We start from the raw sequence: 25,861 nt of genomic DNA, 5'->3' as shown, positions 1-25,861 counted from the left end.
CTCTTTCCTTGCTCTGTTCCGCATGCCTTTCGTTTTTTCCCGTGCCCTGTGGATCACCGCCTGCGCCTTGAGCCTGGCGGGCTGCGCCCATTCCCCCCGCCCGCCTGTGCCGCCCACCCCGGTCGCACAGGCCCTGGCCGACAGCGGCTGGAGCGACCAGGCGCTGGCCGTGGCGGCCTACCCGCTCGGCCACCCCGAAGAGGGGCTGTACTGGCGCAGTGAGGTGCCCGTGCAACCCGCCTCGACGATGAAGGTGGTCACGGCCACCGTCGCGCTGGACCGGCTGGGGCCGGCCAGCCAGGGCGGCACGGAACTGCGCATCGCCCAGGCCCCGCAGGATGGCGTGCTGACCGGGCCGCTGTACCTGCGCGGCGGCGCGGACACCGCGCTGGACTGGGGCGCGCTGTGGACGCTGCTGAGCCAGCTGCGCGACAGCGGTGTCACCACGCTGGCCGATGGCGTGGTGGTGGACCGCACGCTGTTCCAGCCGGCCCGCATGGAGCTCGGCGTACCGCCCTTCGACGAGGCCCCCGAGTTCGACTACAACGTGATCCCCGATGCGCTGGACTTCAACCAGCACCTGCTGCAAACCGAGTTGCGCAGCGACGCCCAGACCCTGCAGGCCCGCTTCTGGCCCGCGCTGCCCGGGGTGCGCTTCGACACCCGCGCCATCACGCTGATCGACGCCCCGTGTGACGACTGGGACGCCCAGTGGAAAACCCCTGAGGTGCGCACCGATGCGCAGGGCACGGTGACGATCGCGCTGCAAGGCCGGTTCCCGCGCCAGTGCACGCAGCGCGAACCCCTGAACCTGGTCGACAGCCAGTGGCTGGTGAGCCAGGCCGTCCGCCTGCTCTGGCAGGAACTGGGCGGCCGCTGGGGCCCCCAAGCCACGGTGCGCGAAGGCCACACCCCCGAGGGCACCCAGCTGGTCGCGCAGCACCGGGATGCGCCGCTGGCCGATGTGCTGCGCAACACGCTCAAGCGCTCCGACAACATCCTGGCGCGGCTGGTGTTCCTGCGGCTGGGTCGGCAGCAGATCGAGCTGGAGCGGATGCGCGGCCCGGCCCCGGTGGCGCCGTCCCTGGACACGCGGGAGGCGGCCGGCCGGGCCGTGCGCGCCTGGCTGCAGGCACATGACGTGCCGGCCGATGGCCTGGTGCTGGAGAACGGTTCCGGCCTGTCGCGCAGCGAGCGCATCGCACCGGCCACGATGGCGGCCCTGCTGGCCGCCGCCGACCAATCGCCCTACGCCCCCGAACTGCGCAGCGGCCTGCCACTGGCCGGTGTCGACGGCACGATGCGCCGGCGCTTCCACGACCAACCCGCCCAAGGCCGGGCCCGGCTCAAGTCCGGCACGCTCAACAACGTGGTGGCGGTGGCTGGCTATGTGCGCGACCGCCGCGAGCGCGACTGGGTGGTGGTGGCCATCGTCAACCAGCCCGAGGCCACCCGCCATGGCGCCCAGGTGGTGGATCGGCTGGTGAACTGGGTCGCCGAACAGCGCTGAGCCCCCCAACGGAAAACCCCCGCGTCCGAGGCCGGAGGTGGGGGTGGGGGTGGGGGTGGGGGTGGGGGTGGGGGTGGGGGTGGGATCCAGGCACCGGCCGGGTGGGCCGGTGCGGCGCTCAGAACTTGTGGTTCACGCGCAGGGTGAAGGAACGCATCCGGGGGTCGCCCACCCGGGCATCCCAGCCGGCGCCCGCCACGTTGTCCACATTGTGGGCGCTGTAGGAGGGCTTGGTGTCGAACAGGTTCTTCACGCCAAAGGTCACGCTGGTGTCCTTGAAGCCGGTGTAGGTGGCCGACAGGTGGTAGAGCGTGTAGCTCTTCACCCAGGTCGGCGCATTGGACGAGGTCACGCCCGAACCGAAGCCGTCCACCTCGTCGCGGTAGTGGCCGGTGAAGGCCTGTACGCCGGTCACGCTCCAATCGCCGCGCGACCAGGTCAGCGAGGCCTGGTGCTTCCAGCGCACATGCAGGTCATAGCCATAGATCGCGTCGCCGAAGGTGCCCACCAGCTCGGTCCACGGGTCGCTGGCGCTGAAGCGCGACTTGTAGCTGCTGGTGTAGGTGCCGTCGAAGTTCGCCACCCAGCTGTTGGCCCCGTCCTTGATGTTGGCCGTCAGGTTCAGGTCCACGCCGCGCGTCTTGGCGCCGGCCTGGTTCATGAACGGCGCGTTCACCTGGGAGATGTAGCCATCGGCATCGCGCACCACGTACTGCGCATACTGGTCGTAGTGGGCCATCAGCGCCCGACCCGACAGCGCGGCGATCTTGTTGTCGATCTCGATGTTCCAGAAGTCCACGCTCGAGGTCAGCCACGGCAGCGGCGAAGCCACGAAGCCGATCGACCATTGCTTGGAGGTCTCCGGCTTCAGGTTCGGGTTGCTGGTGGTGACGATCTCCGGGCGGATGCCGCAGGCGTTCGCGTCGGTGCCGCCGTTGGGGCACAGCACCGGGTCGTTGATGTCGCTGTTGAACTGACCGGTGCTGGCGCCGCCATAGAGCTGCTCGAAGCCCGGGGCGTGGAAGCCCTCGCTGTAGGAGGACCGGAAGGCCAGCTCCGGCAGCGGCTGCCAGCGCAGCGCCACCTTCGGGTTGGTGGTGGCGCCGAAGTCGTTGTAGTGGTCGTAGCGCAGCGCGGCCTGCAGGTCCAGGTTCTTCATCAACGGCACGTCCAGCTCACCGAACACGGCGCTGATGTCGCGGCTGGCCTCGTCCAGCGACGCCGGTGCGCTCACGCCGTTGATCGCGGGATAGCTGGTTGCCGACTCGTTGAACTTGTACTTCTCGTTGCGGACATCCAGGCCCAGCGCCATCGCCACCGGACCGGCCGGCAGGCGGTAGATCTCGCGCGAGACGGTGGCGTCGAACTCGGCCACGCTGGCCTGCCCGCCGTAGAGCTTGGCCCCCTTGGCCTTGGCCGCATTCAGCAGCGCCATCGCCTCGGCCGTCTGGGTTTCGCCAGCCCGCAGGAAGGGGTTGATCAGGCCGGTGGCCATCGCGGCGGTCAGCTGGTCCTGGTACAGGTAGCCGTCGCCCAGGGTGGTGTCGGCCTTGCTCTGCGCATAGGACAGACCGGTCTTGTAGTCCCAGTCGCCCCCCAGCACGCCTTCCAGGCCCAGCAGGACGCGGTAGGCGTCGGTCTTGGTGTTTTGCTGACGCGGGCCGCATTCCAGGCAGCGCCAGCGGATCAGCTCGTCCTTGGTGTTGTCAAAGCCGGGCACCAGGCCAGTCAGGTCCTGGTAATAGGGCGAACGCACCAGGTTGCCGCTGCTGTCCTTGATGTACGCCGGGTACAGCGCGCCGGCCGACTTGGTGGTGATCTGGATCGGGGTGTACTCGACCGCCGATTCGGTGTGCGAGGCCACCACTTCCGCCGTCAGCATGTGATCGGGCGAGAGCTTGAAGTTGACCTTGGACACCAGGTTGTAGCGGTCCACCGGCTGCATCAGGCTCCACTGCTTGCCGTAGTCGTAGGCGCAGGCCTTGTTGTTGTTGTTGAAGCCGGTGATGTCGCCGCGGTAGGCCACCATGTCGGTGCCCGCCGAACAATTGCCCTCCAGCGCCAGCAGGTTGGCCTTGTTGTAGGACTGGGTGTCCCCGGGCAGCGTGTAGTAGCCCGACAGCGCCGTGCCGGACGACGCGCCGATGGTGGCGAACGGGGTGCCGGTGGTGTCCGGCGCCAGGCCGCGGTCGGGCTGGTAGCCGTTCTGGAACGAACGCTGAGACCCACGCAAGCGGTTGTTGGTGTCGTAGGTCAGGCTGAACAGCGCGTTGTAGCCGTCGGCCTCGTAGTCGCCCGTGCCGCCCAGCACCGACAGGCGGTACATGTCACCGCCGCCATGCTGGGTCTTGTCGGCCGAGGCCGTCATCTCCAGGCCCTGGTAGTCGCGCTTGAGGATGAAGTTGATCACCCCGCCGATCGCGTCGGTGCCGTAGATGGCGGACGCGCCGTCCTTGAGCACTTCGATGCGGTCCACCGCCGCCATCGGAATCGAGTTCAGGTCGACCGAGGTGCCGTTCAGGCCGTGGGTGGACAGGCGCCGACCATTGAGCAGCACCAGCGTGTACTGCGCGCCCAGGCCGCGCAGCGAGGCGGCAGCCGCGCCGTTGTTGTGGGGCCGGTCGGCCGTGCTGCCGAGGAAGTCGCCCCCCTGGTTGGTGGTCATGTTGTCGATGCCATTGCCGTTCGACGACAAGGTCGCCACGAACTGCTCGGCGCTGGTGATGCCCTGCTTGACCAGGTCCTGGGCCCGGATGACCTGCAGCGGCACCGCCCCTTCATCCCTCACCCGCTTGATGCTGGAGCCCGTGACCTCGATGCGCTGGGCCTTGGCCTCGTCCTTCTTCGGCGTGGCCGGCACATCCTGCGCGTGGGCCATGACGGGCAGCACCAGGCCCACCATGACCAGGCTCTGCGTGAGCCGATTGAGCTTGAACAACAAAGTACCTCTCCTCTCAGATGAACAAAATCCCTGTTTCCAATTCATTCACCTGTCATCAGCAGGTTCTGGCTTTCAGCGTAGGGAAGGCCGTGCCCGAACAACAATGCCGACTTGTGCCGGGGCGATAACCTGGACTCATACCCCCGCCCGGCAGACCGGTTCCGCCACAAGCCGTTTTGGTGCGATGGCGTGAGGCGCTTCCCGGCGGGCTGCCCCAACACGGCGCGGAGAGCGGCCCGGAACGACTGGAAACATGGTTCATGTTTCGCAAAATCCGGGCCACAAAGTGCCGGTGCACGTTTCTGGTTCATCTCCGAGCGCCCGTGTCCCGTGTCTGCACGGCGGCCCCGATCTCGAAAAAAATGCGTCGGCCGTGGCGTCACGGCCAAAAAAAAGCCGACCCATCGCGTCGGCTGCTTGCTGCCTGGGCAGGCCGGGGCGGTTCAACGAAAGCGCTCCGAGGGCCGGGCCAGGTAAAACCATTCCTGGCCGGCCGGGGCCCGGTCGTTGGGGAACAGCATGACCACGTCCTCGGGGGCCCGCAGTTCGCGGCCATCGGCCCGGGTGCCGATCAGCGCGCCGGCCGGCACCGCATCGAAGCTGCGCCAGGCCCGGGCGAACCCATCGCCCTCGCTGGCACGGTCCACCACCTCGAAGATCTGCAGGCCGTCCATCGACGCGGGCACCGGGGGCAGCGCATCGCGCAGCATGCCCAGGTGGGCCAGGGCGTTGACGATGGCGCGGTAGGCCACCTCGGGCGCCTCGGGCGCCTGGTGCTGGCCGCACTCCAGCGTGACGCCCCAGCCGCCCTGGCGGCGCATGAACTCGGTCGTGCCCACGCCATAGTCCACCGACAGGTCGCCGCCAGTGACCCCGGCGGCGGCGCGGCGCTGCACGCCCGCGGCGTAGGTGGACAGCCAGCCCCACACGCCCCGCCCCACCCCGAGGGCACGGGCGAAGGCCTGTTCCTTGGCCTCATGGACGAAGGGCTCGATGGCGCCCGTGTTGTCGCGCGGGCCAACCATCACGAAGCCCGGCCCGCCGCCCTGGAAGGAGTGCAGGTCCAGCAGCACCTCGTGCTCGGCCAGCAGCGGGCACAGCCAGTTGGCCGCGTGGTCCTCGAACTCCCGCGGCGTGGCCGTGGGCATCAACCGCCGGTTGAGGTTGCGGTCACCGTTGCGCTCGCCCTTCTGGAAGGCCAGCGGGTTGCTGATGGGCACCAGGGTCAGCGTGCCGCAGTCCAGCGCCATCTCGCCGCGGTCCAGCGCGTCGATGAGGCGCCGGATGGCGATGCCACCGCAGACCTCGTTGCCGTGCACCGTGCCCAGCACCAGCAGCCGCGGCCCGGGCCGCGGCGAGACATATTGAACCGACTTGAAGGACAGCATGGCAGGGCGCCTCCTTGCGCGCCCGAAGATGAGAGCGCGGGGTTCAGACCCGGTGACAGGCCAGGTGGCGGCCCTGCACCTCGCGCCAGACCGGCACCTCGGCCGCGCATTCGGCCGTGGCCCGGGGGCAGCGCTGGTGGAAGGCGCAGCCCGAGGGCGGCGCCAGCGGGCTGGGCAGTTCCCCCTGCAGGTGGATGCGGTGCACCTTGGCCGCGGCGTGGGCCGGGGCCAAGGTGGGCGCCGCGCTGAGCAGGGCTTGGGTGTAGGGGTGCAGCGGCGCCTGCAGCACCGCGTCGCGCGGGCCCTGCTCCACCGCCCGGCCCAGGTACATCACCATCACCTCGTCGGCCATGTGCTCCACCACGCCCAGGTTGTGCGAGATGAACACATAGCCGGTGCCATTGGCCGCCTGCAGGTCCTTGAACAGGTTGAGGATCTGGGCCTGCACCGAGACATCCAGCGCCGAGGTGGGCTCGTCGGCCACCACCACGCGCGGGTTGAGGATCATGGCGCGGGCGATCGCGATGCGCTGGCGCTGCCCGCCCGAGAACATGTGCGGATAGCGCAGCAGATGGTCCTCGGCCAGGCCCACCTCGCGGATCATGCGGGCCATGCGTTCCCAGCGGGCAGCGCGGTCCAGCGGCGTGTTCAGCAGCAGCGGCTCGGCCAGCGTCGCGGCGATGCTCTTGCGCGGGTTCAAGGCCGCAAACGGGTTCTGGAACACCATCTGCACCTGACGGCGCAGCGTGGCCCGGGCCGTGGCGTCGGCCTGGCCGACCGGCTGGCCGTCCAGCCACAGCTCGCCGGCCGAGGGGGGCTCGATCAGGGCCAGCTGGCGTGCCAGCGTGGACTTGCCGCAGCCCGACTCCCCCACCACCGCCAGTGTGCGGCCGGGCCGCACCGCAAAGCTCACACCGTCCAACGCCTTCAGCAGCCGGGGCTTCTGCCACCAGCGCGCGCGCACCGGGTAGTGGCGGGCCAGGCCACGGGCTTCCAGCAGGATCTCGCTCATGCCGTGGCCTCCTCGCCCTGCGGCGCCAAGGGATGCAGGCAGCGCACCGCGCCCTGCCAGGCGGGCCGGGCCGCACGGCAGTCGGCCTGCACCGCCGCACAGCGGGGCGCGAACAGGCAGCCGGCCGGGCGGTCCGCACCGGCCGGCACGCTGCCCGGCAGCGCTGGCAGGCGGGCCTGGCCGCGGCTGCGCTCGGGCAGCGCCGCCAGCAGGGCCGCGGTGTAGGGGTGACGCGGCTGGTCGAACAGCGTGGCGGCCGGCCCGGTCTCGATGATCTGGCCGGCGTACATGACGGCCACGCGCTGGGCCAGCTCGGCCACCACCCCCAGGTCGTGGGTGATCATGATCAGGCCCATGCCCTGCTCCTTCTGCAGTCGGCGCAGCAGGTCCAGGATCTGGGCCTGGATGGTCACGTCCAGCGCGGTGGTGGGTTCGTCGGCGATCAGCAGCCGCGGCTGGCAGGCCACCGCCATCGCGATCATCACCCGCTGGTTCATGCCGCCCGACAGCTCATGCGGATAAGCCCGCAAACGGCTGCGCGCATCCGGAATCTCGACCTGCTCCAGCAGTTCCAGCGTGCGCTGGCGCAGCGCCGCGCCACGCAGGCCCAGGTGGGCACGCAGCACCTCGGCGATCTGGTCGCCCACGCGGTAGGCCGGGTTCAGCGCCGTCAGCGCGTCCTGGAAGACCATCGCGATCTCGCGGCCGATCACCTGCCTGCGCTCGCGCGGGCGCAGGCCCAGCAGGTCACGGCCCATGAACGCCACCGACTCGGCCTGCACCTGGCCCGGCGGGTCGATCAGCCCCATCAAGGCCATCATGCTGACCGACTTGCCCGAGCCCGATTCACCCACCAGGCCCAGCACCTCGCCGGCCGCCACATCCAGGTCCAGGCCTTCGACGGCCACCGAGCTGCCAAAGCGCACGCCCAGGTTTCGCACACGCAGCATCAACGGGCCTTTCGCAGCTTGGGGTCCAGCGCGTCGCGCAGGCCGTCGCCCAGCAGGTTCACGCACAGTACCGTGACCAGGATCACCAGCCCCGGCAGCATCACCACCCAGGGTGCGCGCACCAGGTAGTCGCGGGCGGCCGACAGCATGGTGCCCCACTCCGGCGTGGGCGCCTGCACGCCCAGGCCGAGAAAGCCCAGGCCGGCGACCTCCAGGATGGACGAGGAGAAACTCAGCGTCGCGTTGACCAGCAACGGCGCCATGCAGTTGGGCAGCACCGCGTTGAACATCAGCCGCGCGTTGCCCGCGCCGGCCAGGCGGCTGGCGGTCACATAGTCCTTGGGCAGCTCACCCAGCGCCGCGGCCCGGGTGAGGCGCACATAGCCCGGCAGCGCACCGATGGCGATCGCCAGCACGGTGTTGATCGCCCCCGGCCCCAGCACCGTGATGACGCAGATGGCCAGCAGCAGGCCGGGCAGCGCCAGCATCACGTCCATCACCCGCATCACCGCCGGGGCCAGCCAGCGCGGATGGAAGGCCGCCAGCAGCCCCAGCACCACGCCCGGCAGCAGCGACAGCAGCACCGAGGCCAGACCGATGCCCAGCGAGATGCGGCCGCCCCACAGCAGGCGCGAGAGGATGTCGCGCCCCAGCTCGTCGGTGCCCAGCGGGAAACGGGCCTGCCCGCCGGCGTCCCAGACCGGCGGCGTCAGCAGCGCGTCGCGGTACTGCTGCACCGGGTCGTGTGGCGCCAGCCAGGGGGCCAGCAGCACGGCCAGGCCGATGAGCGCCAGCACCAGCAGCGCCACCACAGCGCCATGGTGCGCGCCAAAGGCGCGGACGACATCGCGCCCGGCCGCCAGACGGGCCTGCCAGCGGGCCCAACCGCCCGGCGCCTGCACGGCGGAAACCTCGGTCGTGCTCATGCCTGCCCCCGGATGCGCGGGTTGACCACGCCGTAGAGAAGATCGACCACCAGGTTCACCGCGATGAAGGTGCAGGCGGCCATCAGGATGCCGGTCTGGATGACCGGGTAGTCGCGCCGGGCGATGGCCTCGATCAGCCACTTGCCGATGCCAGGCCAGGAGAAGATGGTCTCGGTCAGCACCGCACCGGCCAGCAGGCTGCCGGTCTGCATGCCGATCACCGTCAGCACCGGCACCAGCGCATTGCGCAGGCCATGCACCACCACCACCCGCCAGGGCGACAGGCCCTTGGCCCGCGCGGTGCGCATGTAGTCCTCGCGCAGCACCTCCAGCATGCTGGAGCGGCTCATGCGCGCGATCACCGCCATCGAGCTGGTGCCCAGCACGATGGCCGGCAGCAGCAGGTGCAGCAGGGCCGAGCCGAAGGCCCCTGCCTGGCCGGAGGCCAGCGCGTCCCACAGCATGAAGCCGGTCACCACCGGAATGTCGTACTCGACGCTGATGCGGCCCGTCACCGGCGTCCAGCCCAGCGTGACCGAGAAGTACATGATGAGGATCAGCCCCCACCAGAACACCGGCATCGAGTAGCCGACGGTGGCCAGGCCCATCACGCCGTGGTCCAGCCAGCGGCCTCGGCGCAGCGCGGCGGTCACCCCCAGCAGCCCGCCCACCAACACCGCCACCAGCAGGGCCGCCAGCGCCAGCTCCACCGTGGCCGGGAACAGGGTGGCGAACTCCTGCGCCACCGGCTGGTGGCTGACCAGCGATTCGCCCAGGTTGCCATGCGCCAGCTGGCGCAGGTAGTCCAGGTACTGCCGCCACAGCGGCTGGTCCAGCCCCAGGCGGTGCAGCAGCGCCGCATGGGCCTGCGGGTCCAGATGGCGCTCGCCCATCATGATCTCGACCGGGTCGCCCGGCACCAGCCGGATCAGGCCGAAGGCCACCAGGGTCACACCCAGCACCGTGGGCACCAGGGTCAGCAGTTTGCGCAGCAGGAATTGGAACAGCATCGGGTCGGCCGGGGCGCGGGGGTCGTCAGGCGGGCTTCAGGGCGTGGCGCCCGCACCCAGCATGCGCATGCCGCCAGGCGTGTTGGCCACCGCCAGCAGCGCGGCGCTCTCCGCATCCGGCAGGCCATCGTAACGGCTGGGCCGGTACTTCATCTGGAAGGCCGACAGCACGCGGCGCGTGGCATGGTCCAGCTGGCCACTGCGCTCCAGCCCGTAGCCAAAGGCGATCAACTGGTCCTGGAACCAGCCCACGTCGGGCAGCTGGGCCGCAAAACGGGGCTGGGCCGCCGCCACCTGGGCCGCGTCGGGCCAGGGGATCAGGCCGGCCTCGGCCAGCCGGTGCCAGGGAAACGAAGGCCCCGGATCCTGCTTGGACTGGGGCTGGATGTCGCTGTGGCCCAGGATGCGGTCGGGCCGGATGTGGTGGCGCGCGACGATCTCCTTGCACAGCTGGATGACCTGCTGGATCTGTTCTTCCGGGAAGGGCACGAAATCCTGGTCCCCCGGCTCGACCGGCTCGCGCCGCGGGCCGCTGTTGACGATCTCGATGCCGATGCTGCTGGAGTTCAGCAGCGAAGCGCCCTTCCAGTAGCTGGGGCCGGCGTGCCAGGCGCGCTGGCTTTCATCGACCAGTTGGTAGACCTCCACCGGCGTCTCGCGCACCAGGTAATGGGCGCTGACCGGCGGGCGGTTGGGCCGCTCCACGGTCAGGATGTCCATCGAATGGTCGAAGTTGGCCTCGGTGTAATGCAGGATCAGGTACAGCACCCGGCTGTCCTGGTTCTGCGAGACATGGCTGCGGTCGATCTTCAGCGCCGAAGGCAGGGCCTGGATGGCGGCCGCCGGCCCCGGGGCCGGCGTGGCGCAACCGGTCAACACCGCCAGGGCCGACAGGCCCAGCACGGCAGCGGCGCGGCGCGCCCGTTCACTACGTTTTTGCATCACCCGTGATTGTGGTCTGAGCCCAAGGTGGATGGCAGCTTAGGAGCAGCCTGCCACCGGGGGCCAATGTCAATCCGCGCCGAGGGTATAACCCCTGGTTAAGGCCGAGCCCCCTTTGCAGCCGGCCTCTCACCCCGGACCGGGCGCCATGATCATGCCCTCAGGTTATGGGAACCCCTCGCGCTTTCATTGGCCCGACCCCGGCGGGCTCCGTACCCTTGGCTCCGTTGCAGATTCTTGTTGCGGAGATGAAGACAATCGTCGTGATCGGAGGGGGAATCATTGGCCTGACCACGGCCTGGTCCCTGGTGGAAGCGGGATTCAACGTCCGCGTGATCGAACGCAGCAAGACCCCTGCAACCGGCGCCAGCCACGCCAACGGCGGGCAGCTGAGCTACCGCTACGTTTCGCCCCTGGCCGACCAGGGCGTGCCGCTGAAGGCGCTCAAGTGGCTGCTGGACCGGGACGGCCCGCTGCACTGGCGGCCCGAGGCCGATGCCCACCAGTGGCGCTGGCTGGCCTCTTTCCTGGCCCATTGCCGGGCCCCGGTGAACCAGCGCACCACCGGCCGGCTGCTGGCCCTGGGCGCGCTGAGCCAGGCGGCCTGCGCCGAGTTCGGCACCCGGCTGCCACTGGCCGAGGCCCATTGGCGCGCCCCCGGCAAGCTGGTGCTGTACCGGCATCCCAAGGACTTCGACCATGCCCGCGCCCGCGTCGAGCGCCAGGGTGAAGGCCCGGAACAGGCCCTGGGCCCGGACGACTGCCGCCGCGTGGAGCCGGCCCTCGCTCACAGCCCGGTGGCCTGGGCCGGCGGCATCTTCACCGAGGGCGAGGCGGTGGCCGACTGCCACGCCGTCTGCCTGCAGCTGGCCGCGGCCCTGGCCCAGCATCCGAACTTCGGCGGCTTCGTGCAGGCCGAGGTGACGGGCTTCCAGCTGCAACAGCGGCAGGCCCGGGCCGTGCTGACCGACCAGGGGCCCATCGCGGGCGATGAATTCGTGCTGGCGGCCGGCATCGGCAGCCGCGCCTTGGCCGAGACGGTGGGCATCCGCCTGCCGCTCTACCCGCTCAAGGGCTACAGTCTGAGCGCTCCCATCGGCGCGCACCACCATCCGCCGGAAGTGAGCGTCACGGATTTCGAGAAAAAAGTGCTGTACACCCGGATCGGACACCAGCTGCGCGTCGCCGCCATGGTGGACCTGGTCGGCCTCCACGAAGAGATCGACCCCCAACGCCTGGCGGCCCTGCAACGGGCCGTGCATGCCACCCTGCCCGACGCGGCCGACTACGCACAGGCCGAGCCCTGGTCCGGCCTGCGCCCGGCCACCCCGGCGGGCGCGCCCATCCTGGGCGCCAGCCCCGTTGAACACCTCTGGCTCAACGTCGGCCACGGTGCCCTGGGCTTCACCTTCTCGTTCGGCTCGGCCCGCATCCTGAGCCGGCTGATCGCCGGCCAGCCCAGCCCGCTGCCCCTGGACGGGCTGCAGCTGCAAGCCGCATGAGCGCGCCCGTCCCCCCGTTGACCGCCGAGACGCTGGCCGAGGCCCTGCGCCAGGCCGTGCTGGCACGCGACTTTGGCGCCACCCCCGATGCGCTGGAAGGCGGCGGCCCAGTGCGCCACTTCCCCAGCCTGGACCTGGCGGTGGTCGCCTTCCCGGAGGGCGGCGCGCCGGTGGCGGCCAACGTGCTGTTCTCGCGCGATCTGCCGCAAGGCTGGGTCGCCCGCATGGAGCCCGGCTGCGGCCCGGTGGCCAATGTGCGCTACCTGGCCGACCAGACCGACGCGCTGTTCAATTCGGTGGCCTGGCAGCCCGAGGCCCAATGGAACGCGATGGCCTGGACCCCGCTGCCCAGCGGCGCCCGCCAGACCGACCCTCAGGCCCCCCGCTTCGTCCAGCCCTACCCGGCCTCGCTGCTCAAGCTGATGGTGCTGGTGGCGGTGGCCCACTGTGTGGACCGCGACGACGTGCGCTGGGACGACGCGTTCGGTTTTGCCGAGATGACCCGCCCGGTGCGCACCTGGGCGATGGACATGATGGCCCAGAGCAGCAACGAAGCCACCTCGGCGATGGTGGCGCTGCTGCACCGCTGCGGTCTGATCCGCCGCGCAGGCGGCCACGAAGTGCACAACGGCTGGCATGCGTGGATGGCCCGCCACGGCCTGCACACCCTGCGCCTGGCCGACACCCAGCCCGACGGCGGCTGGCAGAACCGCGCCGGCGCCGGCGTCGGCCACCTGCAGATGACCGCCTGGGACACGGTGCGCCTGCTGTGGCTGCTGGACCCGCTGGCCCCGCCCGCCCCCTGGCCGCGCCAGGACCACGGCCCGCTGCTGAGCGCGCCGCAGCTGAAGGTGGTGCTGGACTGTCTGGCCGCCCAGGGCGTGCACGGCATCCTGTCCTCGGCCCTGCTGGCCGGCCTGCCCGGTTGGGTGCCCGGCATCCCGGCCCAGCTGCCGGCGCAGTGGATCGACCGCCAGGGCCACGGCCAGGTAGCCGGCGACCTCTACCCCGGCGACCTGCGCGCCGCCCAGGCCGAGGCCCCGCTGCGCTTTGCCCACAAGACCGGCACCACCGAGAACTACGCCTCCAACGCCGGCATCGTGACCGGCCGCCCCGGCCTGGCCCGGCGCCATTACCTGGTCGCCGTGCTGACCAACCTGGGCACCCGCTACGCTCCGCACCCGCTGGCCTTCAGCACCTGGCGCCTGCCGGCGCTGGGCGCCGCCCTCGACGCCTGGCTGGCCCCGCACCTGGAGCCGAGCGGCAAGCCCGGCACGCCATGAGCCGCCACGCCTGGATCCCGCCGCTGCCGCCCGGCGCCTGCCTGGGGCTGGTCGCCCCGGCCGGCCCGACACCCGGCGAGCAGCTGGCCCCGGTGCAGGCACTGCTGCGCGGTCGGGGTTGGCAGGTCCGCGTCTACACCGGCTGCCATGGCCCGGCCCACCTGGACCATCTGGCCGCCGACGACGACCAACGCCTGGCCGACCTGCACGCCGCCTGGGCCGACCCCGCCGTGCACGCGGTGCTGGCCCTGCGCGGTGGCTATGGCTGCGACCGCCTGCTCGACCGCATCGACCCGGCGCTGATGCGCGCCCACCCCAAGCCGCTGATCGGCTACAGCGACCTGACCGCGCTGCACCTGCTGCGCGACCGCTGGGATCTGGCCGGCCTGCATGCGCCGATGCCCGCCTCGGACGGCCTGAAGGCCCCGGACGACTGGGCCCGGCTGAGCGAGGCCCTGCGCCAGGGTTGGCACGCTGGCGACCGGCTGGCGCCGCCCACGGCCCCCCACCCGCTCAACCGGCCGGGCGTGGCCCGGGGCCGGCTGATCGGCGGCAACCTGACGGTGCTGGCCTCGCTGGTGGGCACGCCGTTTGCGGCGCGCACCGAGGGCGCCATCCTGTTCCTGGAAGACGTGGCCGAGCCGCCCTACCGCATCGACCGGCTGCTGGCGCAGCTGCGGCTGTCCGGCGCCTTGCATGGCGTGGCCGGTTTCTTGCTGGGTGGTTTCACCGAGGCCGACAATGCCGACGCCGTGCTGGCCGACTACCTGCACCCCTTGGGTCGGCCGGTGCTGGCCGGCTGGCCCGCCGGCCACACCGTTCCGAACCACGCGCTGCCGCTGGGCGTGCCCGTCGAGATGGATGTGGCGGCGGCCGCCCTGCGTCTGCTCGACCCCCTGCCCTGATGCCCCACCCCTGCTGCCGATGAAGTTCCCCACCCTGCCGCTGCTGACCCTGGGTTGCCTGCTGTTCGCGCTGGCTGGGCAGCCGGCCCTGGCCGCCCGGCCGCTGGTCTACTGTGCCGACGCCAGCCCCGAGGGCTTCGACCCCTCACTGTGGGATTCGGCCAGCACCCACAACGTCACCACCCAGATGTTCGAGGGCCTGCTGGCCTTCGAGCGCGGCAGCTCCAGGCTGGTGCCGGCGCTGGCCCAGCGCTGGCAGATCTCGCCCGACGCCCGCACGATCGAGTTCCAGCTGCGGCCGGGCGTGCACTTCCACACCGAACCCTATTTCACCCCCACACGGGACTTCAACGCGGACGATGTGCTGTTCACCTTCGGCCGCATGATCGACAAGCAGCACCCGTTCAACCAGGCCTTCCCGGCCACCTTCGTCTACCCGGAGAACCTGGGCCTGGCGCAGATGATCGAGCGCATCGAGAAGGTCGATGCGATGACGGTGCGCTTTCACCTCACGCGGCCCAACGTCAGCTTCCAGAACTACTTCGCGATGGGCTTCGCGGGCATCCACTCGGCCGAGTACGGCGCGCAGCTGCTGCGCCAGGGCCGCGCCAACCAGATCAACAACCAGCCCATCGGCACCGGCCCCTACCAGTTCAAGTCCTATGCCAAGGACGATGTGGTGCGCATGCTGCCGCACCCGGGCTACTGGGGCGGCCGCCAGGCCTCGCCGGCGCTGATCTACAGCATCACCACCGAGCCCAACGTGCGGATGCAGAAGCTGCTGGCCGGTGAATGCCAGGTCACTGCGCCGATCCGCGATGTGGACATCGCCGCCATCCAGCGCCGGCCCGACATCCGGCTGCTGCAGACCCAGGCGCTCAACGTCTCCTACCTGTCGTTCAACCTGCGCAAGGCCCCGACCAACAACCGGCTGGTGCGCGAGGCGCTGGACATCGCGGTGGACCGCAACACCATCTTCAAGGTGCTGTTCCCGCGCGGCGACGCGACCCAGGCCGTCAGCGCCTTCCCGCCGATGGTGCCGGGCTACAACCACACGCTGAAGAACGAATACAACCCCAGCCGCGCCAAGGCCCTGCTGGCCCAGGCTGGTTACGCCCAGGGCCTGGACATCGACCTCTGGGCCCTGCCGGTCAGCCGCCCCACCAACCCCAACGGCCAGCTGCTGGCCCAGCTGATTCAGGCCGACTGGGCCCGCATCGGCGTGCGGGCCCACATCAAGACCTACGAGTGGGGCGAGTACCTCAAGCGCGCCAACAACGGCGAGCACGATGTCTACATGAGCGGCTGGTCGGGCGACACCGCCGACCCCGACGACTTCCTCAGCCCCAACCTGTCCTGCGCAGCCAACCGCAGCGGGGTGAAGTTCTGCAACCGCGAGTTCGACCGCCTGCTGGACCAGGCCCGCGCCACGCCGGACGTGGCGCGCCGTGCCGCGCTCTACGAGCAGGCGCAGCTGATCTTCCACCGCGAGCGGCCCTGGATCCCGATCGCCCACTCCACCGTCTACATCCCGGTGCGCCAGGACGTCCATGGTTTCGTGATGTCGCCCGACGGCAGCGTGGACTTCAAGAACGTGGTGCGCCAATGAGACTGCGCCACATCGAGGTCTTCCACGCCATCATGCAGGCCGGCTCGGTCAGCGGCGCCGCGCAGCTGCTGCACATCTCGCAGCCGGCCGTCACCAAGGTGCTGCAGCACTGCGAGCTGCAGCTGGGCATGCCGCTGTTCGAGCGCACGCCCGGCAAGCTGCACCCCACGCCGGAAGCGCACCGCCTGTTCGCCGAGGTGGACCGGCTGCACCGCGACCTGCTGGGCGTGCGCCGCCTGGCGGCCAATCTGCGCACCGGCCAGGCCGAGCGGGTGCGCATCGGCATCACCCCCACGCTGGGCGTGGACCTGCTGCCCGAGGCCCTGGTGCGCTGGCGCAAGCTGGCGCCGCACACGCCGGTGGACCTGAGCACCAACCACACCACCGAGATCGTCAGCGCGCTGCTCAGCGGCGACATCGACCTGGGCCTGTCGCTGCAGAACCCGCACCACCCCGGCCTGCGCGCCGAGACCCTCGCCAGCAGCACGATGATGGCGCTGTGCCCGGTCAGCAGCCCCGAGGCGCGCCAGGACGGCCCGCTGGCCATTGGCAACATCACCAGCGAGCTGATCGGCCTGGGCGACGACGACCCGATGGGCCACGCGGTGATGAACCTGGCCGGCGATGGCGAGGCCCCGCCGCAGCCGCTGGTCACCGTCAAGACCTACCAGCTGGCACGGGCGCTGGTCGAATCCGGCATGGGCCTGAGCCTGGTGGATCCGTTCACCGCCGCCGCGGCCCATCCCCAGCGCATCCGCGTGCGGCGGCTGGCCCCCGCCGTGCCGGTGCAGCTCTACCTGCTGACGCTGGCCAAGGCCCCGCTGGGGCTGCCGGCGCGCAAGCTGGTCCGGGTCCTGGGCGACATCGCCCAGGAAAGCCTGGCCCGGCTGCCCTGAACCATGACCTCCCCTCTGACCCTGCCCTGCGCGGCCGTGCCCGGCCATCCGGACTTCCAGGCCCTGGCCGCCCTGCCCGACATCGCGATCGAGCTGCGCTACGCCACCGCCAACAACTTCTTCGGCGCCAACGTGTACGGCACGCTGGACCTGGCCTACCTGCGGCGCGAGGCCGCCCAGGCGCTGGACAACGCGGCCAGCTGGCTGGGCCGGCAGCGGCCGGGCTACCGGCTGCTGGTGCTGGACGCGCTGCGGCCGCAGCAGGTGCAGGAACGGCTCTACGCCAAGCTCAGCGGCACGCCGCTGGTGCGCTACCTGGCGAACCCGCAGATCGGCTCGATCCACTCCTTCGGCATGGCGGTGGACGTGACGCTGCTGGACCCACAGGGCCGCGAGGTGGACATGGGCACCGGCTTCGACGCCATGGAGCCGGGCTCCCACCCCGAGTACGAGGTGGAGCAGCTGGCCCAGGGCTGGCTGAGCGCCCAGCACCTGATCGAGCGCGGCTGGTTGCGCGCGGCCATGCGCCAGGCCGGCTTCCACGGCATCAGCACCGAGTGGTGGCATTTCGACTTCGGCGACCGCACCCAGGTGCGCGCCACCCTGCCTCGCGTGCTCTGAGCCCTGATCCTTTCCCTTCTTGACGAGGCCCGCCATGACCGCCGCCAGCCGCCGCCTGTTCTTGCAGATCGCCTCCGCCAGCGGGGCCAGCCTGGGCGCGGGCGCCGCAGCGGCCGCCACGCCGGCCCGGCCGGTGCTCACGCCACGCCGTCTGCGCCCGGGCGACACGGTGGGGCTGGTCAGCCCGGCCAACGCCACCTACGAGCAGGAGCCGATCACGATTGCGATCGAATCGCTGCGGGCGCTGGGCTTCCAGGTCAAGGAAGGCCGGCACCTGCGGGCCCGGCGCGGCCAGTTCGGCGGCACCGACACGCAGCGCGCCGAAGACCTCAACGCGATGTTCGCCGACGACAGCGTGGCCGGCATCTTCGCGCTGACCGGCGGCTCGGGCTGCACCCGCATCGTCGACCGGCTCGACTACGCCAACATTCGCCGCCACCCGAAGTTCTTCGGCGGCTTCTCGGACATCACCTGCCTGCTCAACGCCATCCAGCAGCAGACCGGGCTGGTGACCTTCCACGGCCCGGTCGCCAGCTCCGAATGGAACCCCTACAGCGTGGCCAACTTCCGTGCGCTGGTGATGGACGGCCAGGCCGCGCTGCTGCGCAACCCGGTCGACAGCACGCCGGCCGGCCTGGTTCCGACCGAACACCGCATCACCACGCTGCGCCCCGGCAAGGCCACCGGCCGGCTGGTGGGAGGCAACCTGACGGTGCTGGCGGCGCTGGCGGGCTCGCGCTACTGGCCCGATTTCCGCGGTGCCATCCTGTTCCTGGAAGACATCAACGAATTCATCTACCGGGTGGACCGCACCCTGTCCACGCTGCGCCTGGCCGGCGCGCTGGACGCACTGGCCGGCGTGGTGCTGGGCCAGTTCACGAACTGCGAGCCGGGCGACGGCTACGGCACGCTGACGCTCGACGAGGTGTTCGAGGACTACTTCGGCGGCCTGGGCGTGCCGGTCTACCGCGGTGCCCAGTTCGGCCACGTCAAGCTGAAGCTGACGCTGCCGGTGGGCGCGCGGGTGGAGATGGACGCCGACGCTGGCACGCTGCGCTGCCTGGCGCCGGTGGTCAGCGCCGCCTGAAGCAACACCGCAGACGCGCCGCGCTCAAGCGTGGCCCAGGTCCTGCCAGGCCAGCCGGGCCAGCAGGCTGAGGCTGCTGGAGTAGTAGTCGGCGTCGATCGCGCCAAAGCGCGGCGGGCTGCCGGTCAGCTGCTGCCGCACCAGCGCCGCCACGCTCTCGAAGCCTGGCGGGGCGGGATAGGGCGCGGTCTCCCCGCTCTGCAGGTCCACCCAGGCCGGAAAGCCGGGCTCGGCCATGAAGCGCCCGATCGCCTGCAGCGCGGGGTGGCGCGACTGGCGTGACCAGGCCAGGAACAGGCCGATGCGGATGGCCTCGTAGCCGAAGCGCGCTGGCCGGCCTGGCCAGGGCCTCACCGGCTCACCCATCCACAGCCAGTCGGCCGGCAACTGCCGCGCGCCAAAGCGGGCGGTGTCCAGCAGACGCAGCGTGGACTGGGTCAGCGCCGCCCAGAAGGGCGAGGCATCCACCTGCGCCAGCTCGGCCAGCGCCGGCAGGATCAGGTAGGACGGGTTCACCACCGCAATGGGCGCGCCGCCGGCCGCCGGCGTGTCCCAGAAGCCGGCCTGGCCCGGCAGCAGCAGGGGCTGCCCGCGCACCTCGACCGCCAGTTGGGTGCGCACCGCCCGCGCCAGGGCCCCCGCCGCCGCCAGGTACGCCGGTGCGTTCCAGCGCCGCCCGGCCCGGGCCAGGGCCCAGGCGATGTAGAGGTCGCCATCGGTGGCGTTGTTGCGGTCGGTGATGCCCTGGCCCGGCTCCCAACGCCAGGCGTACAGGCCGTCGTCCCGCCGCAGCTGGCCGCAGAAGCGAAACAGCGCCTCGAAGCGTGCCCGGTCGCCACAGGCCTGGGCCACCAGCATCGACACACCCTGCCCCTCGGTGTGGGTGATGCCCTGGTTGCCGGGGTCAAGGGCCCGGCCGTCGGGGGTGACGAAACGCTGCGCATAGTCGGCCCAGGCCAGCACCAGCGCCGACAGGGGCGCGGGGCGCGGGGTGGGCAGCGGACGGGCGGCCTGCGCGCCCAGGGGGCTGACGGCCCCCCACAAAAGCCAGTGACGACGTTGCATCGGAGAAAGAGAAATGGACCCCGGCAGCGGCCGGCCCCCAAGCCTACCGCGTCCGCCACCGGGTCCGTCCCAGGGGCACGCTTGCGCCAGGTCAGGCCATTTGCTGGTTTGTCCCAGTTCAGGCCCGGTGCCCGCTGCCTAGACTGGTTCGGCCGTTCGTCAGGAGCCTGCCATGCTGTCTGCCACCCGCCACAACCTGCCGGAACTGTTCTCCCAGCTGGGCCTGCCCAGCGACAACGGGGCCATCGACCGCTTCATCGATGCCCACCGCCCGCTGTCGCTGCAGCTGCGTTTGTGCGAGGCTCCGTTCTGGAGCCTGCAACAGGCCCGGGCCCTGGAAAGCATGATGGACGACACCAACGAGTGGGCGCCCGTCTGCGGCGACCTCAACACCCGACTGCGCTACCGGGCCTGCGACCTGTTCTGAGCCCGGTGCCGCGCGTGGCGGTCATACTGCAGCCGCGCCACCCCGCCGGGGTGACTGGAGGGACTGCATGTTCATCGCCATGAACCGCTTTCGCATCGCGCCGGGCCGCGAAGCCGATTTCATCGCCGTCTGGCGCCAGCGTGAAAGCCACCTGGACGGCGTGCCCGGGTTCGAGAGCTTCCATCTGCTGCAGGGGCCCGGCACGGCCGAGGCCACGTTGTTCGCCTCGCACACGGTCTGGGCCTCCCGCCAGGCCTTCGAGGACTGGACCCGCTCGGAGGCCTTCCGCCGCGCCCACGGCCAGGCCGGCGTCCAGCGCGACCTCTACCTCGGTCCGCCCCAGTTGGAGCTGTTCGACGCGGTGCTCTGAGGCGGGTGAGGGCCGCCCGACGGCCCTGCGGGGACCGCTGTTTTCGGCCGGCGCCTAGAATCGTCAGCGTCGGTCCCCGTGACCGGCAAGCGTTCTCAGGGCGGGGTGGAACTCCCCACCGGCGGTATCCATGCATGTCATGGGAGCCCGCGAGCGCCCCGCAGCTCACCACGGCCGCGGGGGTCAGCAGACCTGGTGCGAGGCCAGGGCCGACGGTCACAGTCCGGATGAAAGAGAGCGCATGTCTTCGCCACCGCGTTCCGGCGCCGGTGGCGCTGCTGCGTTCGCCCTGATTCTGGCCACTCATCTTGAGGATCACCATGAATCAGCCCCTCACCACCTCCCTCTCGCCCGCCCAGGGCTCGACGATGCACCGCATCGCCATCGTCAGCGCCAGCTGGCACCGGGACATCGTCCACAACGCCGTCGAAGGCATCCGCACCGAGTACGCGCGCCAGCGCCCCGGCCAGCACCAGATCGACCAGTTCGAGGTGCCCGGCGCGTTCGAGATCCCGCTGCACCTGCAGCGGCTGGCCCGCAGCGGCCGGTACGACGCGCTGATCGCCTGCGGTCTGGTGGTCAACGGCGGCATCTACCGCCATGAGTTCGTCACCAGCGCGGTGATCGACGCGCTGATGCGCATCCAGCTCGACACCGGCGTGCCCGTGTTCTCGGTGGTGCTGACCCCGCGCGACTTCCACGCGCATGAGGAACACCAGAACTTCTTCCGCACCCACTTCATCACGAAGGGGCAGGAGGCTGCACAGGCCTGCCTGGCCACGCTGGATAGCCTGAGCGCCTTGCCCGCCTGAGCGGGCCCGGCCGGTCAGGCCTTTGGTGCTGTCGCCGGCAGGGCGGCCAGCACCGCGGCCTGCAGGTCGCGGATCCAGGGCACATCGCCCACCGCCCGCGACAGCAGGCCGGTGCCCACCATGGCTGCGAAAAGCAGGTCCAGCTCGCCCGTGGCCGGCGCCGGGGTGCCCGCCTGAGCCGAGGCCTGCTGCGCCAGCTGCCGGAACCGCGCCAGCAGGGCCTCCACCCCCTGGCGGTAGGTGGCCGTGGCGGGCTCCTGCGGTGCTATCGCATCGCCCCGGGAGGCGAAGGCCAGCACCGGGCAGGTCCACTCCGGCGCACGGCGTCGGAAGTAGAACCTCACCAGGGACGCCAGGGCGCTTTCATCGTCCGGACGCCCGCGCCGCGCCACCTGCTCCCAGGCTCCCAGCGCCTGCTGGAAGGCCAACGCGAACGCCTCGTCGATCAGCGCCTCCTTGCTGGCGAAGTGCCTGTAGAAGCCGCCCGCGGTCAGGCCGGCCGCGCCCATGATGTCCGCAATGGAGACGTTCTCGACCCCGTGCTGACGGAACAAACGGCTGGCGGTCTCGACAATGTGCTGCCGGTTGAGCTCCGCTTGGGCCCGCGACACCCGTCCCATCGCTCAGGCCGGCCGGCGCATGACCACCATCTGCGTCACCAGACGCTGGCAGGTCTCACCCCGCTGGTTCAGCGTCAGCGTCTCCGTGGTCACGATGCCTCGGTCCGGCTTGGAGCGGGAGGGCTTGATCTCCAGCACCCGGCAGTGGGCCCGCAGCGTGTCGCCCGGTCGGGTCGGGCGCGGCCACTCCAGCGAGCCGCCCGCGCCGATCAGGCCGCCGCCCAGCGGCACGCTCTGCACCAGCAGCTTCATGGTGATGGCCGCCGTGTGCCAGCCGCTGGCGGCCAGGCCCTGGAAGAAGGTCTGCTGGGCCGCCTCGCCATCGGTGTGGAAGGGCTGGGGGTCGAACTCGCGGGCGAAGGCGACGATCTGATCCTCGTCGAGCTGGTATTCGCCACTGCGGAATTCGTCCCCGACCGACAGGTCTTCGAGGTACACGGTGGCCGGCTGGGGGGGCATGGGGCGGTCTCCTGCGGTGCGCCGACGGCGCTGGGGTGATGGAATGACCCGCAGCATACCCAAAATAGATTTCAATTGAAATCTATTCAACCCTCTGCCCCGCCACGCATCATGCGACGCGGCGGGGAAGTGGCCCGCGGCCAGGCCAGCATCGTGTTCTTCGACGACGCCAGCCCCGGGGCGTCTTCAGCGAAAGCGCGCCGGGCTGAACGGCCGCAGGACAGCGTCCAGGTCCTGGCCGGCCAGGGTCTGCGCCACCCACCGCCCCGTCCGGGCAGAGCCGCCCAGGCCGACGTGCCCGTGGCCGAAGGCCAGCACCACGTCCCGCGTGGCGGCCGACGGCCCGATGCAGGGCAGGCCGTCGGGCGTGCTGGGTCGGTGGCCCAGCCAGCGTTGCACGTTGGGCGCCTCGGCGCTCGGCGGCAGCCCGGTGAACATCCGGCTCACATGCCCGAAGAGGATGTCGGCCCGCCGCCAGTCGGGCGGCGCGGCCAGCCCGGCGATCTCGACCTGACCACCAGCGCGCAAGCCACCGTTCATCCAGTGCACGACCAGTTTGTCCTCGCCCACCATCATCGGCGTGCGGGGGCCGCGGACGGCGTCCGTGATCTGCACGTGGTAGCCCCGCTCCGACTCGAGCGGCACGCGCGAGCCCGCCGCTGCGGCGAGCGGCGCTGAGCGCGCACCCGCGCAGATGGCGGCCGCATCGCAGGCGATCTCGTCGCCGGCCAGCCGCACCGCGCGCAGGCGCCTGCCCTCGATGCGAAAGCCGGTGGCCTGGGCCCGCACCACGCGCACGCCCAGCAACTGCGCATGGCGGGCCAGCGCGGCCACATAGGCGCCCGGGTCCCGGCAATGGCCGGCTTCCGCCACGTAGATGCCCAGCGTGTAGCGCGGGTCCAGGTCGGGCTCGCGGCGGTGCAGCTCGGCGGCATCCCATTCCTCCCACTGCACCCCCGTGCGGGCGCGCACGCGCCAGCCCAGGGCCTCGGCCTCGAAGGCCTGCCGCGAGCGGTACACATGCAGCAGCCCGCGCTGCTCGATCAGCTCGGCAACGCCCGCTTCCTGCGCCAGGCGCCGGTGCAGGGCCGGGGCATCGACCAGCATCGTGCGCAGCGCATCGGCCGTGCGCTGCACACGCGCCTCGGTCCAGCCAGCGGCCAGGTAGCGCAGCAGCCAGGGCAAGGCCTGGGGCAGATGGCGCCAGCGCACGGCCAGCGGGCCCATCGGGTCCAGCAACCAGCCGGGCACCTTGCGCCAGGCCCCCGGCGTGGCCGGGGGAATGACGGAGTGGGTCGACAGCCAACCAGAGTTGCCATAGCTCGTCGCGTGCGGGCTGCCGGGCGTCTCCGGCTCAATCAGGGTCACGCGCAGGCCGGCGCGCACGGCCTCGATGGCGGTGACACAGCCCACCGCCCCCGCACCGATCACCACTGCGTGGCGCGGCCCGTTCACCCGGGTTGCATCGTTCATCAGAGACGGGCCTCGTTACTTGGCAAGGGCGTAAGCCTCGGCCGGCCGGTCGTTGGGGTTCGCGATCGCGTTCTTCAGCGCCGCGCTCATCGGCATGCCCACGGACACATTGCGCGGGGGGATCGGGGCGACAAACCACTGGGCGTAGAGCTTGGCCAGTTCACCGCTGCGCATCAGCGACTTCACCGTGCCGTCCACCACCTTCTTGAACCCGGCGTCGTCCTTGCGGTAGACGATCGCGCAGGGCTCCTCGCTCAGCGATTCGCCGACGATCTTGAAGGCGGCCGGGTCCTTGGCGCTGGCTTTCAGGCCGGCCAGGACGTTGTCGTCCATCACCATCGCATCGGCCCGGCCCGATTCCAGGACCAGGAAGCTGTCACTGTGGTCCTTGCCGTAGACCACGTTGTATTTCAGGTTGGCCGAGCGCTCGTTCTTGCGCAAGTGCTGCACGGACGTCGTGCCCAGCGTCGTCACCAAATTCTTGCCCCCCAGCTGGCTGATCGACGTCAGGGTCGAACTGGCCGGCACCAGCATGCGCACGTTGACCACATAGGTCGTGGGCGCAAAGGCCACCTGCTGCTGGCGGGTGGCGTTGTTGTTGGTCGAGCCGCACTCCAGGTCGATGGTGCCGTTCATCAGCAAGGGCAGGCGATTCTGCGAGGTGACCAGCGTGTATTCGGTCACCAGGCCGGGCATCTTCAGCTCGGTCTTGATGGCCTCGACCACGCGCTTGCAGACATCGACGTGGTAGCCGATGTAGTGGCCCGCGCCGATGCTGTACGCCAGCGGCGCCGAGGCGTCACGGGTGCCGATGACGATCTTGCCCGAGGCCTTGATCTTGGCCAGCGTGCCATCCAGGTTTTGGGCGTGCGCGCCCATCGCCACACAGAGCCACGCGACACCCCCCAGCCAATGCAGTTTCATGCCGTCCTCCAGAACGAGCGAAGATGCTCTGCGGTCGACTGTAGGAAGCCGGGGCCCGGCAGGGGTTGCAAAGTCTGCATGGCGGCGCCCCTCTGCCCGGCCTGCGGGAAGGACAGCGATGCATTTTTTGCAAGAGCCCCTTGGGGCCCCTGGCCGGGCCGCGGTCCTGCACGGCGCTACAGTGGCCCCCTGGATCCGCAAGGGCGCGCGATGGAACTTCGCTGGCTGCATGACTTTCTGGCTGTCGCCGAGACGCGCAACTTCACGCGGGCGGCAGAGCTGCGCCACACCTCGCAGGCCGCGCTGAGCCGCCGCATCCAGCAGCTGGAGGCCTGGCTGGGCGCCCGGCTGATCGACCGCGCCGTGTACCCGAGCTGCCTGACCGCACAGGGCGAGCGCTTCGTGGCCCAGGCCACCGAGATGCTGCGGCTGGCCAACGAATCGCGTGACGAAGCGACCCTGGGCACTCATCCATCCAGCGACCTGCTGCGCATCGCGCTGCCGCTGACCGTGGCGACCCACCTGCTGCCGCGCTGGTGGCGAAGCTGGTTCGCCGACCGCGCCGCGCCGAACTGCGACACCCGACCCAGCAATCTGCATGACGCGGTGACGGCACTGGTCTCCGACTCGGCCGACCTGCTGCTGTGCTACGACAGCCCCTTGCTGCCCATCCAGCTCGAAGCCGATCGTTTCGAGCGCAAGCTGCTGTTGCACGACACGCTGCGGCCCTACGCCGCACCGGCCCTGCAAGCGACGCTGCCCGCGCCGCACGCGGCCGCGGCGAAGAGGCCCACGCCCAGCCACCTGCTCTACACCGACGGCACCTACATGGGGCAGTTGGTGCGCCGGGTCTTCGAAGCGCGCGGGGTGCCGCTGCCCGAGCAGGCCGTGTTCCGCAGCGACATGGCCGAGGTCCTGTGCCAGATGGCCATCGAAGGGCTGGGCATCGCCTGGCTGCCGGGCTGCATCGCCGAGCCCGCCGTGGCCCGTGGCGAGTTGCGGCCGCTGGGGGACGAACGCTGGTCGCTGCGCCTGTCCTATGCGGCCTACCGGAACGTGGCCAACCGCAATCCCGCCCTGCGCCATGTCTGGCAGGCCTTGCAGCCGGCCCGCCCGGACTGAGCGCCGT

General features: G+C 70.8%; 24 protein-coding genes and 1 riboswitch. Of the genes, 12 read left to right on the top strand and 12 right to left on the bottom strand.

Features of this window, described 5'->3' with window-relative positions:
• The first annotated feature begins 22 nt into the window (after positions 1-22).
• Positions 23-1,510, top strand: coding sequence for a D-alanyl-D-alanine carboxypeptidase/D-alanyl-D-alanine endopeptidase (gene dacB, locus KGA65_RS04240; RefSeq protein ID WP_225861893.1), 1,488 nt, complete (start codon positions 23-25; stop codon positions 1,508-1,510).
• 118 nt (positions 1,511-1,628) lie between these two features.
• Here the strand turns inward: dacB and KGA65_RS04235 are convergent, their stop codons facing one another.
• The 7 genes from KGA65_RS04235 to KGA65_RS04205 all read right to left on the bottom strand — a co-directional run bounded on the left by KGA65_RS04235 (position 1,629) and on the right by KGA65_RS04205 (position 10,679).
• Entirely contained in the window at positions 1,629-4,448 is a 2,820-nt protein-coding gene (locus KGA65_RS04235) for a TonB-dependent receptor (RefSeq protein WP_225861892.1), read from the bottom strand.
• Positions 4,449-4,894: 446 nt separating this feature from the next.
• On the bottom strand, positions 4,895-5,839 hold the full coding sequence (locus tag KGA65_RS04230; RefSeq protein WP_225861891.1) for a succinylglutamate desuccinylase/aspartoacylase family protein: 945 nt from the start codon (positions 5,837-5,839) through the stop codon (positions 4,895-4,897).
• 43 nt (positions 5,840-5,882) lie between these two features.
• Positions 5,883-6,851: a dipeptide ABC transporter ATP-binding protein gene (locus KGA65_RS04225; protein ID WP_225861890.1), complete on the bottom strand. Its 969-nt coding sequence runs from the start codon at positions 6,849-6,851 to the stop codon at positions 5,883-5,885.
• A complete protein-coding gene (locus KGA65_RS04220; protein WP_225861889.1) occupies positions 6,848-7,801 on the bottom strand; it encodes an ABC transporter ATP-binding protein in 954 nt (317 codons plus the stop codon). Before KGA65_RS04220 ends, KGA65_RS04225 begins: the two co-directional genes overlap by 4 nt.
• On the bottom strand, positions 7,801-8,727 hold the full coding sequence (locus KGA65_RS04215; RefSeq protein ID WP_225861888.1) for an ABC transporter permease: 927 nt from the start codon (positions 8,725-8,727) through the stop codon (positions 7,801-7,803). Before KGA65_RS04215 ends, KGA65_RS04220 begins: the two co-directional genes overlap by 1 nt.
• Complete coding sequence (locus KGA65_RS04210; RefSeq protein ID WP_225862180.1) at positions 8,724-9,734, bottom strand: ABC transporter permease; 1,011 nt, start codon at positions 9,732-9,734, stop codon at positions 8,724-8,726. The genes KGA65_RS04215 and KGA65_RS04210 overlap by 4 nt, the downstream gene beginning before the upstream one ends.
• 39 nt (positions 9,735-9,773) lie before the next feature.
• On the bottom strand, positions 9,774-10,679 hold the full coding sequence (locus KGA65_RS04205) for an N-acetylmuramoyl-L-alanine amidase (protein ID WP_225861887.1): 906 nt from the start codon (positions 10,677-10,679) through the stop codon (positions 9,774-9,776).
• 248 nt (positions 10,680-10,927) lie between these two features.
• Between KGA65_RS04205 and KGA65_RS04200 the strand changes: the two genes are divergently transcribed.
• From KGA65_RS04200 to KGA65_RS04170, 7 genes are read left to right on the top strand one after another with little or no spacing between them, the layout of a single operon-like run.
• A complete protein-coding gene (locus KGA65_RS04200) occupies positions 10,928-12,181 on the top strand; it encodes a D-amino acid dehydrogenase (RefSeq protein ID WP_225861886.1) in 1,254 nt (417 codons plus the stop codon).
• Positions 12,178-13,464: a serine hydrolase gene (locus tag KGA65_RS04195; RefSeq protein ID WP_225861885.1), complete on the top strand. Its 1,287-nt coding sequence runs from the start codon at positions 12,178-12,180 to the stop codon at positions 13,462-13,464. Before KGA65_RS04200 ends, KGA65_RS04195 begins: the two co-directional genes overlap by 4 nt.
• Complete coding sequence (locus KGA65_RS04190; protein ID WP_225861884.1) at positions 13,461-14,369, top strand: S66 peptidase family protein; 909 nt, start codon at positions 13,461-13,463, stop codon at positions 14,367-14,369. The genes KGA65_RS04195 and KGA65_RS04190 overlap by 4 nt, the downstream gene beginning before the upstream one ends.
• A 19-nt stretch (positions 14,370-14,388) precedes the next feature.
• On the top strand, positions 14,389-15,978 hold the full coding sequence (locus KGA65_RS04185; RefSeq protein WP_225861883.1) for an ABC transporter substrate-binding protein: 1,590 nt from the start codon (positions 14,389-14,391) through the stop codon (positions 15,976-15,978).
• Positions 15,975-16,874 (top strand): LysR family transcriptional regulator, encoded by a 900-nt coding sequence (locus KGA65_RS04180; protein ID WP_225861882.1) that lies wholly within the window; start codon positions 15,975-15,977, stop codon positions 16,872-16,874. The genes KGA65_RS04185 and KGA65_RS04180 overlap by 4 nt, the downstream gene beginning before the upstream one ends.
• A gap of 3 nt (positions 16,875-16,877) precedes the next feature.
• Complete coding sequence (locus KGA65_RS04175) at positions 16,878-17,495, top strand: M15 family metallopeptidase (RefSeq protein ID WP_225861881.1); 618 nt, start codon at positions 16,878-16,880, stop codon at positions 17,493-17,495.
• Between the two features lie 34 nt (positions 17,496-17,529).
• Entirely contained in the window at positions 17,530-18,582 is a 1,053-nt protein-coding gene (locus KGA65_RS04170; protein ID WP_225861880.1) for a S66 peptidase family protein, read from the top strand.
• 24 nt (positions 18,583-18,606) lie between these two features.
• Here the strand turns inward: KGA65_RS04170 and KGA65_RS04165 are convergent, their stop codons facing one another.
• Positions 18,607-19,647, bottom strand: coding sequence for a family 8 glycosyl hydrolase (locus tag KGA65_RS04165; protein ID WP_225861879.1), 1,041 nt, complete (start codon positions 19,645-19,647; stop codon positions 18,607-18,609).
• Positions 19,648-19,819: 172 nt separating this feature from the next.
• On the opposite strand from KGA65_RS04165, the gene KGA65_RS04160 reads away from it, so the two are divergent.
• The 3 genes from KGA65_RS04160 to KGA65_RS04150 all read left to right on the top strand — a co-directional run bounded on the left by KGA65_RS04160 (position 19,820) and on the right by KGA65_RS04150 (position 21,256).
• Positions 19,820-20,074, top strand: a complete 255-nt coding sequence (locus tag KGA65_RS04160; RefSeq protein ID WP_225861878.1) for a DUF2789 family protein — start codon at positions 19,820-19,822, stop codon at positions 20,072-20,074.
• 67 nt (positions 20,075-20,141) lie between these two features.
• Positions 20,142-20,444 carry a heme-degrading protein HmuQ gene (gene hmuQ, locus KGA65_RS04155; protein ID WP_225861877.1) on the top strand — a complete coding sequence of 101 codons (303 nt, stop codon included), beginning with the start codon at positions 20,142-20,144 and terminating at the stop codon, positions 20,442-20,444.
• An 87-nt stretch (positions 20,445-20,531) separates the two neighbouring features.
• Positions 20,532-20,687, top strand: a riboswitch (FMN riboswitch).
• A gap of 77 nt (positions 20,688-20,764) precedes the next feature.
• A complete protein-coding gene (locus tag KGA65_RS04150; RefSeq protein WP_225861876.1) occupies positions 20,765-21,256 on the top strand; it encodes a 6,7-dimethyl-8-ribityllumazine synthase in 492 nt (163 codons plus the stop codon).
• Positions 21,257-21,270: 14 nt separating this feature from the next.
• Here KGA65_RS04150 and KGA65_RS04145 read toward each other — a convergent pair whose 3' ends face one another.
• The 4 genes from KGA65_RS04145 to KGA65_RS04130 all read right to left on the bottom strand — a co-directional run bounded on the left by KGA65_RS04145 (position 21,271) and on the right by KGA65_RS04130 (position 24,732).
• Positions 21,271-21,876 carry a TetR family transcriptional regulator gene (locus tag KGA65_RS04145; RefSeq protein WP_225861875.1) on the bottom strand — a complete coding sequence of 202 codons (606 nt, stop codon included), beginning with the start codon at positions 21,874-21,876 and terminating at the stop codon, positions 21,271-21,273.
• Between the two features lie 3 nt (positions 21,877-21,879).
• Positions 21,880-22,335 carry a MaoC family dehydratase gene (locus KGA65_RS04140; RefSeq protein WP_225861874.1) on the bottom strand — a complete coding sequence of 152 codons (456 nt, stop codon included), beginning with the start codon at positions 22,333-22,335 and terminating at the stop codon, positions 21,880-21,882.
• Between the two features lie 186 nt (positions 22,336-22,521).
• A complete protein-coding gene (locus tag KGA65_RS04135; protein WP_225861873.1) occupies positions 22,522-23,808 on the bottom strand; it encodes an NAD(P)/FAD-dependent oxidoreductase in 1,287 nt (428 codons plus the stop codon).
• Positions 23,809-23,823: 15 nt separating this feature from the next.
• Positions 23,824-24,732: a transporter substrate-binding domain-containing protein gene (locus KGA65_RS04130; protein WP_225861872.1), complete on the bottom strand. Its 909-nt coding sequence runs from the start codon at positions 24,730-24,732 to the stop codon at positions 23,824-23,826.
• A 210-nt stretch (positions 24,733-24,942) separates the two neighbouring features.
• On the opposite strand from KGA65_RS04130, the gene KGA65_RS04125 reads away from it, so the two are divergent.
• A complete protein-coding gene (locus tag KGA65_RS04125; RefSeq protein WP_225861871.1) occupies positions 24,943-25,854 on the top strand; it encodes a LysR family transcriptional regulator in 912 nt (303 codons plus the stop codon).
• The last annotated feature ends 7 nt before the right edge of the window (positions 25,855-25,861 follow it).

The sequence above is a fragment of the Ideonella benzenivorans genome (assembly GCF_020387415.1).
Classification (GTDB): Bacteria; Pseudomonadota; Gammaproteobacteria; order Burkholderiales; family Burkholderiaceae_C; genus Ideonella; species Ideonella benzenivorans.
The sequence above is the reverse complement of the archived record's forward strand: the minus strand, read 5'-3'. Positions and strand labels throughout refer to the sequence as shown.